Annotated in this window: 14 protein-coding genes; 4 read left to right on the forward strand and 10 right to left on the reverse strand. The window is 56.5% G+C overall.

The window, feature by feature from the left end:
* The first annotated feature begins 2 nt into the window (after positions 1 to 2).
* Positions 3 to 1,310, forward strand: coding sequence for a DUF3422 family protein (locus J3362_RS11080; protein WP_349519737.1), 1,308 nt, complete (start codon positions 3 to 5; stop codon positions 1,308 to 1,310).
* Here J3362_RS11080 and J3362_RS11085 read toward each other — a convergent pair whose 3' ends face one another.
* Positions 1,311 to 2,102, reverse strand: a complete 792-nt coding sequence (locus J3362_RS11085; RefSeq protein WP_349519739.1) for an ATP-binding protein — start codon at positions 2,100 to 2,102, stop codon at positions 1,311 to 1,313.
* An 83-nt stretch (positions 2,103 to 2,185) separates the two neighbouring features.
* On the opposite strand from J3362_RS11085, the gene J3362_RS11090 reads away from it, so the two are divergent.
* The 3 genes from J3362_RS11090 (at position 2,186) to cysK (ending at position 6,627) form a co-directional block, all read left to right on the forward strand.
* Positions 2,186 to 2,629, forward strand: a complete 444-nt coding sequence (locus J3362_RS11090; protein ID WP_008175765.1) for a methylglyoxal synthase — start codon at positions 2,186 to 2,188, stop codon at positions 2,627 to 2,629.
* Positions 2,630 to 2,696: 67 nt separating this feature from the next.
* Entirely contained in the window at positions 2,697 to 5,612 is a 2,916-nt protein-coding gene (locus J3362_RS11095; RefSeq protein WP_349519740.1) for a transporter substrate-binding domain-containing protein, read from the forward strand.
* 43 nt (positions 5,613 to 5,655) lie between these two features.
* Complete coding sequence (cysK, locus tag J3362_RS11100; protein WP_349519742.1) at positions 5,656 to 6,627, forward strand: cysteine synthase A; 972 nt, start codon at positions 5,656 to 5,658, stop codon at positions 6,625 to 6,627.
* A 38-nt stretch (positions 6,628 to 6,665) separates the two neighbouring features.
* On the opposite strand, the gene J3362_RS11105 is transcribed toward cysK, so the two are convergent.
* From J3362_RS11105 to J3362_RS11145, 9 genes are all read right to left on the reverse strand, one after another.
* Entirely contained in the window at positions 6,666 to 7,244 is a 579-nt protein-coding gene (locus J3362_RS11105) for an outer membrane beta-barrel protein (protein WP_349519744.1), read from the reverse strand.
* Positions 7,245 to 7,410: 166 nt separating this feature from the next.
* Positions 7,411 to 7,923 (reverse strand): hypothetical protein, encoded by a 513-nt coding sequence (locus J3362_RS11110; protein ID WP_349519746.1) that lies wholly within the window; start codon positions 7,921 to 7,923, stop codon positions 7,411 to 7,413.
* A gap of 2 nt (positions 7,924 to 7,925) precedes the next feature.
* Positions 7,926 to 8,249, reverse strand: a complete 324-nt coding sequence (locus tag J3362_RS11115) for an ElaB/YgaM/YqjD family protein (RefSeq protein WP_202346114.1) — start codon at positions 8,247 to 8,249, stop codon at positions 7,926 to 7,928.
* Between the two features lie 138 nt (positions 8,250 to 8,387).
* Positions 8,388 to 9,671: a glycerophosphodiester phosphodiesterase family protein gene (locus J3362_RS11120; RefSeq protein WP_349519748.1), complete on the reverse strand. Its 1,284-nt coding sequence runs from the start codon at positions 9,669 to 9,671 to the stop codon at positions 8,388 to 8,390.
* Between the two features lie 100 nt (positions 9,672 to 9,771).
* Positions 9,772 to 10,029 (reverse strand): HP1242/YdcH family protein, encoded by a 258-nt coding sequence (locus tag J3362_RS11125; protein ID WP_014578630.1) that lies wholly within the window; start codon positions 10,027 to 10,029, stop codon positions 9,772 to 9,774.
* Between the two features lie 115 nt (positions 10,030 to 10,144).
* Positions 10,145 to 10,999 carry a DNA ligase gene (locus tag J3362_RS11130; RefSeq protein ID WP_349519750.1) on the reverse strand — a complete coding sequence of 285 codons (855 nt, stop codon included), beginning with the start codon at positions 10,997 to 10,999 and terminating at the stop codon, positions 10,145 to 10,147.
* A gap of 77 nt (positions 11,000 to 11,076) precedes the next feature.
* Positions 11,077 to 11,526, reverse strand: coding sequence for a DUF4124 domain-containing protein (locus J3362_RS11135; protein WP_349519751.1), 450 nt, complete (start codon positions 11,524 to 11,526; stop codon positions 11,077 to 11,079).
* A 182-nt stretch (positions 11,527 to 11,708) separates the two neighbouring features.
* Positions 11,709 to 12,281, reverse strand: a complete 573-nt coding sequence (locus J3362_RS11140) for a hypothetical protein (RefSeq protein WP_349519752.1) — start codon at positions 12,279 to 12,281, stop codon at positions 11,709 to 11,711.
* Positions 12,282 to 12,708: 427 nt separating this feature from the next.
* Positions 12,709 to 15,966, reverse strand: coding sequence for a hypothetical protein (locus J3362_RS11145; protein ID WP_349519753.1), 3,258 nt, complete (start codon positions 15,964 to 15,966; stop codon positions 12,709 to 12,711).
* Between the last annotated feature and the right edge of the window lie 14 nt (positions 15,967 to 15,980).

Raw genomic sequence — 15,980 nt, forward strand, 5'->3', positions numbered from 1 at the left:
CCGTGAGCGCACGCCTGGAATCCCTCGACATTCACCCGCTTCGGAACGATCTCTACAACGAGCTGCACTCAAGGCCGTTCCAGGTGCTACCGACACCGGCGCGGGTTACCCAGATGGCGGTTCTGACAACACCTGAGCAACGGCAGGAACAATTCCGGCACCTGCAGGAACTCCATCGGCTGATGGGGCATCCGGTACCGGAGAACGAGGTGGGCTGCTTTGAACATACCTTCGGTGCCCTGCGGGTGCGGCGTGAGATGCACATGGAATTCGCATCTTACACCTTCATCAATCTGGCCGCTGGTGAAGAAACACCCTTTACCGAAACCGGCATTAGTCCGTTACCCGAGGGATGGCTGGAACAGCTGACCGGTACAGTGATCGCGGCGTTCCACCTGGAAGTACGGCCGGCCGCTGACGGAACCGAAGGCGACCTGGACTATGTACGCAAGCACTTCGAAGGCATGCGGCTGGTCGGGAGCAGTCCCCAGGAGGGTGCCGCCAGGGTGTGGGGCACCTTCCGGCTACACAGTGACGGCTTTGGCCGTTTCATGGTGATGAACCACCATATGTCGGACAGCCAGCTGGGCCGCCTGACCCAGCGCCTGATGGAAATCGAAACCTACCGCCTGATGTCACTGCTGGCACTCCCCGTTGCCCGGGAAATCACACCGTCCCTGAACGACATGGACGAGAAACTGGCCGTGATCACCCGGTCACTGGCGGAAAACGAAGATGTCGACGAAGAAAAACTGTTGGCCCAGCTGACCAACATTGCCGCCCGTATCGAGGCCTTCCGGGCCCACTCCACGTTCCGTTTCTCTGCCACCCGCGCCTATCACCGGCTGGTACTGACCCGCCTGGAAGAATTGCGGGAAGACGAACTCTCCGGCCACCTGACCCTGACCGAATTCATGACCCGCCGGCTGACTCCGGCAGTGAAAACCTGCGAAGCGGTGAGCGAACGGCTGGAAGACCTCTCCCGACGGGTCGACCGGGCCTCGGACATGATGCGCACCCGGGTGGAACTGGCCATCCAGAGCCAGAACCAGCAACTGCTCAGTTCCATGGACCGGCGTTCCAAAATTCAATTGATGATGCAGCACACGGTGGAAGGCTTCTCCGTGGTGGCCATCACCTATTACCTGATTGGCCTGCTCAAATTCGGGCTGGATTCGGTTTACGAGGCGGGTTTTGCCTTCAACAAAACCCTGGTTCTGGGCATCGCCATTCCAGTGGTGATGACCCTGGTGTTTCTCGGCGTTCGGGTGGTCCACCATCACTTCATCAAGATGGCAAAACGGCAGTAACTACTTCAGCCTGCCAAGATCCTGCTCGCCGGCAAACTGCCGGTAAAACTGCTGGGCCGTGCGACCATTGCGTACGCCTTTGGCGGTGGCGAAGCGAATTGCCTCCCGGTGAAGACCTTCACGGTCATCAAATTCGGGGAACAGCGCATCCACTGCCTGAAGATACACTGCCTGTGAGAACGCATAAAACGAGAGTTGCAAACCGAACCGGTCCGCCAGGGACACCTGCTCTTCTATGGCTTCGGCCGGGTGCAGCTCACCGTCGCGCATCTCGCTCTTGAGGTTATCGGACATGAACTCCGGCATCAGGTGACGGCGGTTGGAGGTGGCATACACCCTCACATTCTCCGGCGGCAGTTCCAGCGAGCCTTCCAGTACACTTTTCAGGGCCTTGTAGCTGGACTCACCAACATCAAACGACAGGTCGTCGCAGAAGATCACAAACCGGAACGGCAGATCGCAGATGTCATCGACAATTTCCGGCAGGTTGACCAGATCATCCTTGTCCACCTCGATCATCCGCAGCCCGCGCTCCTGGTAGCGATTCAACAGCGCCTTGATCAACGACGACTTGCCAGTGCCCCGGGAGCCCCAGAGCAACGCGTTGTTGGAAGGCTCACCGGCAAGAAAGCGCTCGGTATTGCGGGCCAGGGCCTGCTGCTGTCGGTCGATACCCTTCAGATCCTGCCATTGCACCGGATCGAGCCGGCGGATGGCGCGCAGCCCCGAGCGATGCCGACGCCAGACAGCCGCCGGTGTGGATTGCCAGTCAAACGATGTTGTCGCGGACATAAACCTCTTTCCTATTCCGAACCGGGCCAGCCTGTGAAACACTGGCACCGTAAAAACCTTGATAACAGGAGACTTTACCCCAAATGGCCGTAAAATCCGTCGCTTTGGTGGCACACGACAACAAGAAAAAAGAACTGGTGGACTGGGTTGCCGAGAACCGCACCCGATTCGCTCCGCTGAAACTCTACGCCACCGGCACCACCGGCCGGCTGCTCCGGGATAACCTGGAGCGGGACGATATCCATTGCCTGCTAAGCGGTCCCCTGGGCGGCGACCAGCAAATTGGCGCCAAGATCGCCGAGGGCGAAATCGACCTGCTGGTGTTCTTCTGGGACCCCCTGGAACCTCAACCCCATGACCCGGACATCAAGGCCCTGCTGCGCATTGCCGCGCTCTGGAACATTCCAGTAGCCTGCAACCGCGCAACTGCCGAATTCATTCTTACCTCGGCGTACATGACAGACGACCAGCATCATCCGAAAAAGCCGGACTTCTCCGATTACACCGGCCGCCCAGTGAGCACCTGAGTAATGTTCAATCGAGTCGGTTAAGGCTACACTTAAGTCGAAGCTGTAAAGGATCGCCGGCTCGCCGATGAAGACTTCCGATACTCACAAAGAAACTCGATACCGGAGCGTGGCCGCGACAGTCCTCTGGGCCCTTTGCCTTTTGCTCGCATCCCCACTGGCGATGTCCGAACAGGCCGACGACACCGTGACTGTCGGCATCGTGGGCGACAACAAACCCTTCTCGTTCGACGATGGTCCCGGCGCCTCCGGTTTTTCTGTTGATGTGCTTCGCGAGGTCGCCCGAAATGCCGATCTGAACTTCCGATTTCGCGCTGGCAGTTGGCCGGAGATCTACGATGCATTTGTTCGGGGTGATCTGGATGTCATTGACGGCATCTCGTTCAGTGACGAGCGGGCAGGAAACATCCTGTTCACCAAGCCCTACCACCTACGCCAGACCTATCTGATGCAAAACACCCAGAGGCCACTGGGAGACATCAATACTCTCTCAGATCTCAAGGGACTTCGGGTAGGCATTGTGCGCGACGTGTACTATCGCGACGCCCTCCAGGCAGAAGGTGTCTCCCTCACAAGCTATGATTCCGTTCACAGCCTCATTCGGGCCCTCGCGTTCGGCTGGGTGGATGTGATTGTGGGCCCCAGGCTCATACTTCAATACTATGCGAACCAGGCCGGATTCGGTTTTCTCGAAATTGTCGGCGCTGCGCCACTCGGGGAACTGGCGACCGAGGATTTTCGCATTGGCGTGCTGAAAACCAATGAAGACCTGTACCAGAAGATCGCCTTCGGGCTGGAACAGATTCCGAAAGAGCGAATCAGCGAACTGCTCAAGCGTTGGCAGGATCTTGGAGGTAACAGTCTCGTAGGCGGAACCAGTTTCTCCCTGTCGCCAGAACAGCGCCGGTTCATTGCTGAAACGGGCCCGGTTCGCGTTGGCCTGATGCGGGATTACGCACCCTACAGTTTCGAAAGCGGCACACGAATTCACGGCTTGAGCGTCGATATCCTCAATCGGATATCGGACCTGACGGGATTACAGGTGATACCAGTTGAGGGGCAATGGGTAGAACTGTTGCCATTATTCCGGGATGGCGAGATCGACGTCCTGGCCAACATGTCTTTCAGACCGGAACGGGAGGCTTTCACTCGTTTTACCAAGCCCTATCACACCATCCCGAATGTCGCTTTTACCCGGGACCCAACCCTGAGAACCGAGACTCTGGCTGATCTCAAAGATCAGCGTGTTGCCCTGGGTTCCGGTATTTACTACGAAGAGCCTGTCAGAGAGGCCCTGGGCGAAAATGCCCGAATATTCACGACCCAGGAGGCCATGTTCCAGGCGCTATCCCGAGACGAGGTGGATGTTGTTCTGGCCGCCCTGCCCAATGGCAACTTCTGGATTCGAGAGTTGGGCATCCCGGGTGTCCGGATCGCCGGCGAGCTGGTTCTGGACGAACAGACGGGAGAAGATCTGCGGTTCGGTGTGAGGCCGGGGCTCGCGCCGCTCGCGGACATCCTTGACGATGCATTGGCAGCAATCACGCCGGAAGAAATGCACACCATCGAGAGCCGATGGTTGGGCGCCAGTGTTGATATGGAAGTCCAGGAAACTGGCGAGGTTTCTCTGAACGCCGTTGAGCTCGCCTGGCTCGGGACGCATAACAATCAACTCAGCTACTGTATTGATCCGGACTGGTTCCCGTTGGAAGGCCTGGACGAGGAAGGCAGGCATGCCGGATTATCCGCAGAGGTTGCCCGACTCTTCTCCAAACGATCGCCCGTGGACTTCGAACTGGTTGCCACGGACAGCTGGACCGAGTCCATTGCCTCGATCAAACAGGGTAAATGTCAGATTTTTACCATGGCGATGCAAACGCCGGAGCGGTTGGAGTTCCTCAACTTTACTGAACCCTATCTTGAAGTGCCTACCGTTGTGCTGGGCAGGATCGAAGCTCCCTTTATCGAGCGAGTGGGCGATCTTCGTGGCCAAAAAATTGGCGTTGTCGAGGACTATGCGTTCGCAGAGCTGCTCCAAAGCCGCTATCCCTCCTTGAACCTGGTCGAAGTTCCCAATGAACAAGCTGGCCTGAGGCAACTGCAGAACAACGAACTGGATGGTTACATCACCACTCTGGCAACCGCCAGTTACTATATGCAGGAACTCGGCCTCGCTGATTTGAAGGTCATCGGGCGGATTCCAGCAGACTGGTCGCTGTCTATTGCCGTCAGGAAAGACGAGCCTGTTGTTCTGGGCATCATGCAGAAACTGGTATCCAGTCTTACCACCCAGGAACGCAAAGACCTCGAAAGGCAATGGCGCAACATCCGCCTCAAAGAGCCTGTGGATTACACCCTGATCTGGCAACTGTCGATCGCCGCCATTGTGATCGCTTTCCTACTGGTTTACTGGAATAGAAAGCTGAATCGCCTCAACCATGATCTGACCGAGGCCAACGAGACGCTCGCGAAACTCAGCGTTACCGACGACCTGACAAAGTTGGGCAACCGAAGCTACTTTGACCAGGAATTCCGGAAGAGCTTCCAGTGGTGCCAGCGCCACAATTCTGGCTTTGCAGTGGCCATGGTCGACGCCGACCACTTCAAAAGGATCAACGACAATTACGGCCATGAAGCGGGCGACATCTGCCTGCAAACACTGGCAGAGCTTATGCGCAAACATTTCCGGCGGGAAACCGACCGGCTCTCGCGCTTCGGTGGCGAAGAGTTCGTTATTTTCGCCAGCTATGAAGACAACAGCGAAATTCGCAACCGGCTGGAATCCTTCCGCAAACACGTCGAAAAAAGCTGCTCGTTATGCGGAGAACACGAGGTTCACCTCACCATCAGCATTGGTCTTGCCACTGGCATACCGGGCCCCGACGACTCGCCAGCAGAGTTTCTCAGACAGGCAGACCAGGCGCTCTACCAGGCCAAGCAGAACGGTCGCAACCGGCTGGAGGCGCGTTCAGTGGGTTCCTGAGTGGTGCTAGACTGAATAAAAACAAAGTAACAAGGAGAACGCCATGGCTCGCATCTACGAGGACAATTCCCTGTCCATCGGCAACACCCCGCTGGTCAGACTGAACCGCGTGAACGACGGCGCCACGATCTGGGCCAAGATTGAGGGCCGCAACCCGGCCTATTCCGTTAAATGCCGGATCGGCTCTGCCATGATCTGGGACGCCGAGAAGCGCGGCACCCTGAAGGCGGGCATGACCATTGTGGAACCCACCAGCGGCAATACCGGTATCGCCCTGGCCTACGTGGCAGCCGCCCGGGGCTACAAACTGATCCTGACCATGCCCGCCTCCATGAGCCTTGAGCGTCGCAAAGTCTTGAAGGCACTGGGAGCCGAACTGGTGCTGACCGAACCTGCCAAAGGCATGCCGGGTGCCATCGCCAAGGCCGAAGAGATCTTCTCGTCAGACCCGGATAACTATTTCCTGCCCCAGCAGTTCCAGAACCCAGCCAACCCCCGAATCCACGAGGACACCACCGGCCCGGAAATCTGGGAAGACACTGATGGTGAAATCGATATCTTCGTGGCGGGCGTGGGCACCGGTGGCACGCTGACCGGCGTTTCCCGCTACATCAAAGGCACCAAGGGCAAACAGATCGCCACCATTGCCGTCGAGCCTACCGACTCACCGGTGATCACCCAGATGATGAACGGCGAAGACATCAAGCCGGCGCCCCACAAGATCCAGGGCATCGGTGCGGGCTTCGTGCCCAAGAACCTGGATCTGGAAATGGTCGATCAGGTGGAGACGGTCACCAACGAAGAGTCCATGGACATGGCCCATCGGCTGATGCGGGAAGAGGGCATTCTCTGCGGTATTTCCTGCGGTGCAGCCGTGGTCGCTGCGGTACGCATCAGCAAGCAGCCGGAGTACCAGGGCAAGAACATTGTAGTGGTGCTGCCAGATACCGCCGAGCGTTATCTTTCCACTGCGCTATTCGCCGGCCAGTTTGGCGAACAGGAAAACGTTCAGTAAAAGAGAAAGGCGCAGCCTCGCGCTGCGCCTTGCACTCATCAGAACTGATACTTCAGGCCGACCCGACCGGTATCAAACTCCGGTCCGCTGTTGGTTACCTGGCCGTTGAAATCCTCTTTATCAATGTCGACGTTGTAGCGATTGTATTCCGCGAATGCCGTCAGAGCGGGCGTTACCCGGAAATCCACACCGGCGCCGACAAAGGGCGATACCTCATCGTAGGTTTCACTTTCGTTGAATACATCAACATCGAACGCAGACGCAAACGCGCCGGCCTTACCATATACGCCAAAGCTATCGGTCAGAGGCAGACGGCCAACAGCGCTCAGGCCAAAGCCTTTCAGCTTGCCTTCAACGTCGTCCTCGCCAAAGTTGCCAAAATCGATGTATTCCGCCTCCAGGGCAAAAAACGGATTGAACTGGTAGCCGACAGCGGCGCCAAGCAGATCATTCTCATCCTCGAACTCGCCGCCGTGTGATTTGTAACCACCGTAGCTACCGCTGACATACGGGCCTGACTGGTCCCTCTCCACGTTGCTCTGAGCGATAGCGACGGGCGCAGTGACAAACGAGGCTGTGAACAGTGCGGCGCTGGTAAAACGGATTGCGGAATTCATAGGGCGTTCCTCCTAATGAGTTCAAATATCCTTTCATTCCATGGAAATCGAAAGTTGCCTTTCAATTACCTGAACTCACCCTACTAGGAATTTCTGCCCTACCGGGTTAAACCCGGACTAAGATCTGGTAATCCGGAATTAACTTCGTAAAAACAACAACTTTGATTTATCGAGGAGTATTAGAATCTGGCTGGGTTTCACTCTCGTTCTCGGGAGTTTTATCTGCATCGGCCCGGTCGGGGTCAGACGATTCGGCCCGTTTCATCAGCACCATGCCACCCTCCAGAAGCAACGACTTCAAACGGGGGTCTTTCTGCTCTGCAATACCCACCGCAAAAGCCATCAGAGCCGCTTCCATCGGGTTTTCTTTAATCAGGGTCCGAATAGCATCGATACCTGAGATCGACCGCGCATCGGGCTCCCTACACCGCTTGCTGGCAGAAACCGGCCGCGTCAGGCGATAGAAGACGAGCGCAAGCAAGAGAATGCAAATGGAGCCCGTCAGCGCCGTGGCGCCGGCCTCGCCGAGCCAGGGTGAGAGCCCAAGCAAGGCTGCCTGAACTAGCAGGTAAAATCCGAAAAGCAGCAGGGCGGTGAGCAAGACCATCGCCAACACGAAGCCGATGACGGCTGCGGCAGCCTTGCGCATCGCACCCTGTACCTGAGGGGAATCAAGCATGATCAGCGATCAAGCATCTTGCCTACCAGGATACCCGCCAGAAACATCACGATGATGCTGAGGAACGGTCGCTCCTCAATCTTGTGTTCAACATCGTGGAACGCTTTGTCTCCGGCATCCTTGGCACGATGCAGGGCCTCGTCGCCCCTCTGCCTGACCTGATCAAGGGCCTCGCGACTCTCCCGCCGGATTTCATCGCGCAAACTGCTAATGTTGCTTTTCTGGCTTTCCGAAACCGTCCGGGTCAGCTTGGCCAGATCCTCACGAAGCTCCTGAAGATCCTGCTTGACCTGGTTATAGTCGTCTTGGGTAGATTTGGCTTCCATGTTCTGCCTCCTTAAACAATAGATCTACTGCTAATTTGGCGTTTCCAGAATAAGAATGCGCCCCGCCGATCGTTCATATCGGAAGACGCACTTTCAGCGTAGCACATGGAATTCAGGTACAAGTTACCGGCCGGTAACTCATCGGTTTGATCTTGAGGGCTCCGCCGCCGCCCCCATGCAGTTGGCGTAAAACGTTGTTGTCGCCGGCCAGTCCGAGAAGATACCGATTACCCCTACTTCACGGGCCAGCACATCGATCACTGTAAGCACATCGCCATCGTTGTTAATGGCATCGGTCACTGTCTGGTAGTACCAGCCGCCGCCATCATTCAGCGGGCCGCTGCGCTCAACGGTCCAGGCAATCAGGTCCAGGCCGGCTTCGCGCGCGTTCTCCGCATACCGGGACGGAACGATCTGCCCCTCGCTGTCCAGGGCCAGCAGTTTCCAGAGCGCCGGCGCCAGAACGTTAACGCCTCTGGTTTTCAGGTAGGCCATATACGGTAGGGAAGCATTCACAAGCGTTGACTCAGACTGATCCAGAAACACCGCCTGCCGGCCAAATTCCGGCATCTCATCCACCCAGGAAAGAACGTCCTTCAAGTTGAAGGACTGGGGCCAGACGTCTCCAGGCTGCACACCGGCATCGATGTAATCCTGGATCATCTGGCGGGCATAGTCTCGCTGGCTGTATTCACCCTCGAAAGGCATATCAACCACGGGTGATTTCAGTTCGGGAGTGAACTTCACGCCCAGCGCCTTGAACAACTCGATACTCTCTCGGTGGGTCATCAAGGTGCCCCGGCTGGCGTAGAGATCGGTGCGCCAGTCCGCGGTGCCAGCCAGATACTCCTCCGGCGTAGTTGCCATGGGGTTGTAGGCATCCATCTTGCCCTTGAGGGTCCTGAACTCGGCCAGGGTAATATCGCTGGTGCGACACTCGGCCTGTGCCGGTGTGCCCGTGGCAGGATCAGCGGGTACAAAAGGCTGGGTACACTTGGCGTTCAGTGCCGGAACGGCAACAATATTGGTGGTAGTGTGAAGGTCGTCCTGAGCATGTCGGCAAACCAGTTCCCGATCCCTGGTGAATGCGACATCGCACTCCAGAATACCTGCGCCCATACGCGCTGCCGCGATGTAGGATTCACGGGTGTGTTCGGGAAACTGCAGGGGTGCACCCCGGTGGCCGATGGAGAAGTCCGTTTTTTCAACAGTCCCGGTATTGCAGGCCTGCAGGCGCTCTTTGAGCGGACTCTCGTCCATGGCATCAACCAGCCAGAAAGGTCGCGGCCCCAGATGAACCGGGGGCTCCAACTGTTTCGGCGCCGAAACCATTGATGGCGGGGAGTCGTCTTCAACGGTAGCCGCTTGCGCCGGGGAAAGCACCATGCACAGCGCCAGCCCCGAAATGATCCGTAACGTCATAATCTCCTCCTTATGATACTGATGATACCGTATCAACAGTCTCACCAAGGAGGATTACGGCCAATAGACGACCGATGCAGGATTATCTGACAGGTTGCCTTCAGCTCGCCGCCGATGCCTCATATTCGCGAATCATCGCAAATAGCTGGTCTTTCAGATTGAGACGTTTCTTCTTGAGGTTTTCGAGGTACTCATCGGACGTGTTCTCAGCGCCGGTTTCAATGCGATGAACGGCATGGTCCACTTCATGGTATTCGTCAAACAGCTTGGCGAAGTGAGTGCTGTTGGTTTTCAAAAGATGAATGGCTTCTTTGGATTCGGGCAGTTCGTGAATCAGATCGTGTTTTTCCAGGGACATTCGCGCAGTCTCCATGACTGTGGGGGATGAGATGAAGTTGACTCATTTCAGTGTAGGGCTCGCTGTCCTCGTCAGTCTTGATCCCCGTCAAGCGCCAGTGCACCTGCGCGCCCAATTACCGCGCAGGTTCATCGTTCCGGATACGGAGAAAGCTGGCAAAGCGAGGCAAACCAGTGGCTGTGAGGCCATAGTACTTGAATGTGATCGTGGTTCCGGGTTTGGGAGGTGACGCTCGTTCGGAATCGCTGAACCCCGAACCAATCCGGAATTGTCTGCCATCTTCCAACTCCACCAGCAGTGACCCCATCAGCCCCTCGTATTTGCCCTTGCCCGGCAGATGACGAACCACCACCGCTTCGGCATCCTGATACTGTTTTACTTTCAGCAGATCATTCGAGCGCCCATTGCGGTAACCACTGCTCCCCAGCCGCAGCATCAAACCTTCGGCCCCACCATCGACCACTTCTTCCAGCTGCGCCATCAAATTCTCGTGGGTGCTCGCCCGTTGCTGATCGACAAGCTCCATGTAGGGTGATCCAACCTTCTCGAGCAATACCCTCAGCTGTACCAGGCGTTGATCAAAGGTAGCCTTCTGATCTGGAAGATCAAACACCATGAACCGAATCCGCCGCCAATCGTCATCATCGGGCACCAACTGACGCACCGCCCCTGACAATTCCGCAAAACGGCCACGCCCCATCCAGAGCTCGCCGTCCAGGGGGTGCGCCGGAAACCCTCTGGTGAACCAATCGGGCGCTCGATACTCATGGCCGCCACGGGAAAGAAATCGTTCGCCTGTCCAGTATGCGCGCACCCCGTCGAGCTTTTCACTGACCCAGTAGTCGTCCAGCGGCATGCCCTTTTGATACACGTTAGCAAGTGTCAGCTCGGGCGGTTTCGCTACCGCCACGGGGGAAAACAGAAGGGAAATCAGCACCGGCAGCACGGCGCTGAACAATCGAAAAGACATGGCAATTCCTTTGCTCTCAGTTCCTTTTTCCTGCAGAGGTCAGACTTTCCTTTCCACCCCTGGTCAGCATCAGCGTATTAGTCGTTTCCGCAGGTGTTCCTCACCTTTTTCCGGAAATCCTCACGAATACGGGTATTTTCGGCCTCATTCACATAGACCCGCTCGCCCTGATCGTTGATGTTGTAAAAAGTCGAAACGCTGGCAAGAAACTTGAGGCGCGCCCGAAGCTTTCTGCACAGTTCGGCTTGCTTCTCCGCTTTCTCTTCAGCCTTGGCATTGGCTGCCTGCCGCGCCTCACGTTCTTCCTGCTGCTGCTCCAGAAACTCAGTCATCTTCTGATGCCGCTCCTGGGCACCCGCATCCACGCTGGCCGGAGCGGCCTTCACCGCGACTTCACTTGATGCCGCCTTGGCCGGTGGACGGTCTCCAAAATGGGTCTGACCGTTGGCGTCGACCCATTTGTAAACGCCGGCGCTTGCGGAGAGGGGGATAAAACAGAGAGATATCAGAACCAGAAATACTTTCACAAAGAACTCCTTTTCACTTCGTTAACTCCCTGGCTCACCTGCGAGGATATGCCTTCTACGTCGTTGGAAAGCCTAGCACCTTAGCGAGGAGCAGGTAAGTTCACCTGCTGGTTCAACTAAAGTTCTTGAGGGAGCGCTGATCCAACTGTCCTGCCCTCTCCGCTAAGCCAGATCATCGAGGCCTACGCCATCGCCCCCTCGTTCAGATTAGGGACGCTGTACTGCATCTGGTCTTCCAGCTTGTCCCATGGGAACGTCCGGATTTTTTCCATGTGGGCGGGGTAGCCCTCTTTCTCCCACCATTCCAGATCCAGGGTGGCCCAGTAGTCGGCAGGGCGTTGGCGTTTGCCCGCTGCGTCGTACTCGGCAGTGGTGGGATCCAGGTGGCGGTAGGGTTCGAGCGCCGGGATATCCGGCAACGGCTGGCTGACGTCCATGTAGCGCTGGAGTTCGTCCCAGTGGGCGTAGAGTTCCACTTTCTGGGTGCTGTGCACTTCGGCAACCGCTGTCTGCCAGCCGCTGTAGCGGTGGCGAAGCTGTAGCTTATAGCTGACCGGGCCTTTGGGTTGGACGTGGTAGGAAATGTAGGGGTCGAACTCGATAAACGGCGCCTCAAAGGTCTCTTCGCGCCAGGTGCGGAATTTGACCATGCCAGTAGGGCGGAAGAAGCCACAGCCCAGGTCTTTGACGATGAAGCCGGGGTTGCGCTCGAGGAACCAGGTGAAGGGGTAGCGGAAGAAGAGGTGTAAACCCACAAGCCACAACAACCAATGAAGGCCAACCAAAATTCCCTCAGTGCCAAATTTAAAAGCGGTTATTGATATCCCTGCGACTAAAACAATTAACATCCATTTGAATAGCGAATAATCAGCAAACGACCCGGCCAGCATCAGAAATAACTGCCAACGAGTCTTGATTAAATCTTTGGGTTTCTGCTTGTGTGTCCAGGCGCGCCCCTCCGGCAACCGACTGCCATTCTGCTTTCGGGATTGATGGGCTTCTACATATTTTGGGCGCACATGAATATTTAAATTGCTATAGCGACCCCAAGGCAACCTCTCAATCAGATCGCTTCCTTCCAGTGATTTTGCGAAGCTACCCGGGTTCTCAAGAACGGGTTGTTTCGGAATATTATCGGAATGAAACGCCGTGTCTTGGTATTCGCTCATCGACTCCGACTGATTATCGCTGCCACTCAACGTCCAGATCCTCTATCCTGTGAGTCACTTCCTGAGCCTCGTATTCCTCTGCGTCTCGTTGCCATACGTCAACCGTAAAGGTCAGCGAAAGGCGTTTCACCCGGTAACGGGTTTCCACACGCTCATAATCCGATTGCCGCACAAAGTCTGATAACTGCGACTTGCCGATCATAAAGTTAATCGACTGACGCTGCTCGTCAAAGTCGTTTTGAATGCCCTGACGGATGGTGCCCGACTTTCTGGCAATCGTTCCAGTACGCCAGCCTCCGGCCGGGTTCGGACCAAGTATGCGGTAGTGTTCCTGCTCGTACGATAGTACCAGTTCGATGTCGGCGGGCTTGCCGGTGATAGCCAGTGCTGGGCTGGCGAATGATAGAACTGTCTCTGCTTCGTTTTCCCAGGCCGTCATCTTCCGCACCTGAAGCCATTCCACCATGCCACTCTCTGGAATGCGTTTGAGTGATACCGGCGTCATCGCTTTTACCAAAGCAATGTAAGCGTCAGATTCCGAGGCCAACTCGTCAGTCTGCTCATCAGGGTCACCGGAAAATGGTCCCGCACGAAGCCATTCGCTGACGGCATCGTCCCTCATCCGGTAGTAAGCAATTTCACCCACTACGTAAATCGCAAAGCCCAGTGCGGTGACATAACCCGATCCGACGGTTCCCGCCCATCGGGCAGCGGAAGGCATCAGTCGTCCAATCGCTGCCTGGACAGCTTGAGTCGATGTACGCTCAACTGCTCGGCGACCGGCTGGCGTCAGCAAACGGGCAGCGATGATATCGGCATTGACCATAGTAGCGACACCGCCAGCCTTTATCAGTTGTGCCGAGCCGCTGCCCCATCGACCATTGGCAAACAAAACAACTGCGTCGCTAATCATAATTGCGGTAGTAAACATACCCGCTACCCAGCCTGCTGCTTGGAGTTTATTTCGAACAATCTCTTCCGCCATTTCATCTGCAACATTGATTTTGTTTGTCATTGCCGAAAACCACCTGGCTTCATGCTTCAAGTTCTCAACTGCCGGGGCAAGCCACTTGGATCGCGTCGGTATCAACGACACAACGTGAGCGGAACTTAAACCTAAGTCTGCAAGTGCGCTGACCGCTCCAGCTAGATATCGCCCGGTTCCGGCATTGGCATTAATTGCGCTCTGCAAATTCCATATATCAAAAACCACAAGCACGCCCGGCAATCCCCCCGGATGCGCCGTCACCTGATGCATAAACCGCTTAACCGGCTGGTGCTTTACCACGCCATCAAACGCATCGACATCACTCACCTTCAATGCCGCACCGACGGCAGCCCCGGAGGTCAACGTATTGCCCTGTTCGTCCAGCACCTCCAGAACAATGTATGTACGCCCTTCATCGGCACCTTCCAGCTGCAAGGTGGTTCTGCCGGGGATGGCAGCTTCGGCAAACCCTTCAAAGGCACTCTTGATTCGATTAATGTCAGCCGTGAATGCTGCCCCCCGCTGAGTCAGTTCAGTTTGAACCTGAGTAAGCCACCACTGGGAAATTTCACCGGCAACACTGGAGAAAGCCGAAGTCCCACGACCAACAAAGCCCGCTACCGCCTCACCATCCGGCGCCCTGGTTTGCTCCTGGTGATCCGCGATGCTGCGCAGGACATTGGGTTCCAGCACTCGCATGTCCTGGTCGCGGTCCTCGAGAGCCTCGACCAGGGATTTCAGATTGAGCAAGGTCGCGTCTCCAACCCGGCATTCGTCCGATCGGCTTTGGAACGGCAGTAACATGACACCCAGAGGATGCTCGCCCGTCGCAATCTTCAACGCCGTTGAGGCTGCTTCGTTATTTCCGTTCGCATCCGTTTCCTGCGGAAGGACCAGTGGGTCGGCGCGGTGCGTTGGCAATGAGAGCACCTGCAGCAACGGCCCGGTCTGGACATACCCCGCGGCCGCATTGCCCGATTCCAACGCAAACAGATCCCGCAGGGTGGCAGTCAGGTTTTGCGGACGCTCGTCGTTCAGCAAGCGCACCAACGCGGCTTGAGCTTCTGTGAGAAACTCCCGCAAAGCCGCTCTTTCGACGTCATAGAGTGTCCGCTTGAGTCGACCGTCCTCACTGTCGTCGATTCGGTTGTCAAACCAACCACTGTCAAAATAGAGAGGGTTGGCTGAACCATCGGGGAGGGTTTCGCGGCGGAAGTTGTTGTGGAACAACTCAGCAGTGACACCAAACGGGCGTTTCTTGACGTTGTCCACCAGCGCCAGCATGAGCGCCAGTGCGGCGTTCATTTGCTGGGCCAAATGGCGGGCACCCTGTAGGGTGTCTCTGAGGTGTAATGTGATCAGATGGCGATCCCGAAGCGGGCCGAAAACATCGGTGCCAGGCTGTATTGTCGGCAATGGCTCATTTTGCAAATGAAGTTGGCGCCAGAGCGGATAGAGCGATGGCGTTTCGATGAAGTAGTCTGCGTCCACCAAAGGCTCATCGGCTTCGATGGCATCACGCTGCGCAGTGAGCGCATCTTGCGCCTGCTGTGACTTCACGCCATCAACGTCGTGTAACCATTGCCCCGGGAAGTTAACGTCCGCTTCTATCGCACTGTCACGGGCTCGCATGGCCGGCATGTCATCCAGACGTTTCCAATGGCCATCCAGGTTCGGCTGCCCCTCAAGAAAGGCCCGGATCGCCCTGGCGGAGCGGCAGCGTGCTGCAATCAGACTGGCATCCTGCTCCAGCGCACTAATGTACTTCCATGACCACTGCGTTTCGCTGAATGCGAGGTAAACCTCGCTGTAGACATCTGTACCATTTAGTCGAGCCGGCACGTGAATAACGTCTAAGTCAGGGCCACTTGCCTTACGGTCATTGGCCGCTTCAGGTGAGGCTTCGCGAGCCTGTTCAACAGCGGTATCCTTCAAAACCGGCGCTGCAGTCTCACTAGTGACAACCGACAGTTCCCGCCAGAGGCGACCTCGGAAAAACACGTAGACCCACCCGGTTCGCAACGGTGCGCCGATGACTTGCTCATAGCCACTCATTGGCCGCGGATGTGTCAATTCTCCCGCATCGCAGAAAAGGGTGGGATGAAGCGACACCATGAGACTGTCCTGGTACTGCCTCTGAGGAGCTTTCAGAGCGTAAGGGCCGATAAACTCCCCGTCGATTATGGGCACGTTTATTGTCTCGTCCCCTGTCAGTCGAAGAATCAGCGAGCGTTTTTCCGGTTGTTCAACATGGCCCGCGAGAATCGGCCCCTTGCGGCCCATGTGTTTCTGGCAGA

It is taken from the genome of Marinobacter sp. NFXS11 (genome assembly GCF_040148675.1).
In the GTDB taxonomy this organism is placed as follows: domain Bacteria; phylum Pseudomonadota; class Gammaproteobacteria; order Pseudomonadales; family Oleiphilaceae; genus Marinobacter.